This window comes from Stenotrophomonas sp. X (assembly GCF_055721025.1).
On record NZ_CM146756.1, the window covers coordinates 362,501 to 365,000 of the forward strand.

A 2,500-nucleotide genomic window follows, 5' to 3' on the forward strand; every position below is an offset into this window, starting at 1 on the left:
CCAAACCATTGCAAACTCCGAATACCGAGACGGACTGTATGGGAGACACACGGCGGGTGCTAACGTCCGTCGTGAAAAGGGAAACAACCCAGACCCACAGCTAAGGTCCCAAATTTTGTGCTAAGTGGAAAACCATGTGGAAAGGCACAGACAGCCAGGAGGTTGGCTTAGAAGCAGCCACCCTTTAAAGAAAGCGTAATAGCTCACTGGTCGAGTCGGTCTGCGGGGAAGATTTAACGGGGCTAAGCACAGAACCGAAGCTTGGGGTGCATAACTTTGTTATGCGCGGTAGAGGAGCGTTCCGTAAGCCGTTGAAGGTGGATTGAGAAGTCTGCTGGAGGTATCGGAAGTGCGAATGCTGACATGAGTAACGATAATGCGGGTGAAAAACCCGCACGCCGAAAGCCCAAGGTTTCCTTGCGCAACGTTAATCGGCGCAGGGTGAGTCGGCCCCTAAGGCGAGGACGAAAGTCGTAGTCGATGGGAAGCAGGTTAATATTCCTGCACCTCGCGTAAGTGCGATGGAGGGACGGAGAAGGTTAGGTGTACCAGGCGTTGGTTGTCCTGGGGAAAGGCGGTAGGTTTGGATCTTTGGCAAATCCGGGATCCTCTAAGACCGAGCACCGAGACGAGCCTTTATGGCAAAGTCACTGATACCACGCTTCCAGGAAAAGCTCCTAAGCTTCAGCTTACGCAGACCGTACCGTAAACCGACACAGGTGGGTAGGATGAGAATTCTCAGGCGCTTGAGAGAACTCGGGTGAAGGAACTAGGCAACATGGCACCGTAACTTCGGGAGAAGGTGCACCCTTTTTGGTGGCTCGTGCGAGCTATAGCTGAAGAGGGTCGCAGTAACCAGGCCGCTGCGACTGTTTATCAAAAACACAGCACTCTGCAAACACGAAAGTGGACGTATAGGGTGTGACGCCTGCCCGGTGCTGGAAGGTTAATTGATGGGGTCAGCCGCAAGGCGAAGCTCTTGATCGAAGCCCCAGTAAACGGCGGCCGTAACTATAACGGTCCTAAGGTAGCGAAATTCCTTGTCGGGTAAGTTCCGACCTGCACGAATGGCGTAACGACAGCGGCGCTGTCTCCACCCGAGACTCAGTGAAATTGAAATCGCTGTGAAGATGCAGCGTTCCCGTGGCAAGACGGAAAGACCCCGTGAACCTTTACTATAGCTTTACACTGAACGTTGAGTTCGTCTGTGTAGGATAGGTGGGAGGCTATGAAACCATGGCGCTAGCTGTGGTGGAGCCATCCTTGAAATACCACCCTGTCGTGCTTGACGTTCTAACCTGGGCCCATTATCTGGGTCGGGGACCGTGTATGGTGGGTAGTTTGACTGGGGCGGTCTCCTCCTAAAGAGTAACGGAGGAGCTCGAAGGTACGCTCAGCGCGGTCGGACATCGCGCACTGTGTGCAAAGGCATAAGCGTGCTTGACTGCAAGATCGACGGATCAAGCAGGTAGGAAACTAGGACTTAGTGATCCGGTGGTTCTGTATGGAAGGGCCATCGCTCAACGGATAAAAGGTACTCCGGGGATAACAGGCTGATACCGCCCAAGAGTTCATATCGACGGCGGTGTTTGGCACCTCGATGTCGGCTCATCACATCCTGGGGCTGTAGTCGGTCCCAAGGGTATGGCTGTTCGCCATTTAAAGTGGTACGCGAGCTGGGTTCAGAACGTCGTGAGACAGTTCGGTCCCTATCTGCCATGGGCGTTGGAGATTTGAGAGGGGCTGCTCCTAGTACGAGAGGACCGGAGTGGACGAACCTCTGGTGTTCCGGTTGTCACGCCAGTGGCATTGCCGGGTAGCTATGTTCGGAAGCGATAACCGCTGAAAGCATCTAAGCGGGAAGCGCGCCTCAAGATGAGATCTCCCGGGGCACAAGCCCCCTGAAGGAACCATGTAGACTACGTGGTTGATAGGTCAGGTGTGTAAGTACAGCAATGTATTGAGCTAACTGATACTAATGATCCGTGCGGCTTGACCATATAACCTCAAGTTGCCTTGGCTTTACGACAGCGTCGTAAGAGCATCCAAGTGCACGCTACGTCACAAGAACTATGCGAGGCTGGCGCCTTGTCCCCAGGGACGAGTGCGACGCTCCAAAAGCCTCCCTGGTGAAATTAGCGCTGTGGAACCACCCGATCCCATCCCGAACTCGGAAGTGAAACGCAGCTGCGCCGATGGTAGTGTGGCTCAAGCCATGCGAGAGTAGGTCATCGCCAGGGTTTACACCCAAAACCCCGCTGCTGACGCAGCGGGGTTTTCCTTTTTTTGCAGGCACCTGGTTTTACTTGGACTTGCAGCAACAACTTCACGAAGAGCTTCAAGTTACTTCAACAAGTTGTTGACAAAGCTGAAAGGCCTGCCATAATAGGCGGCTCGCAACGACGAAAGACCCTCGGGTCCAACGACGAAGCAGCATCGGCAACAACGTCCACTCCGGTGAGACGGCCTTGAAAAAAGGTGTTGACGAAGCAGAAAAGCC

At 53.9% G+C, this 2,500-nt stretch carries 2 rRNA genes (1 of these 2 only partly in view); both read left to right on the forward strand.

The features are described 5' to 3' along the window. Positions 1-2,000: ribosomal RNA gene (locus ACZ75I_RS01610) — 23S ribosomal RNA — on the forward strand (it extends 880 nt beyond the left edge of the window). Between the two features lie 125 nt (positions 2,001-2,125). Beyond that, positions 2,126-2,240 (forward strand): 5S ribosomal RNA (gene rrf / locus ACZ75I_RS01615). Positions 2,241-2,500 lie beyond the last annotated feature (260 nt).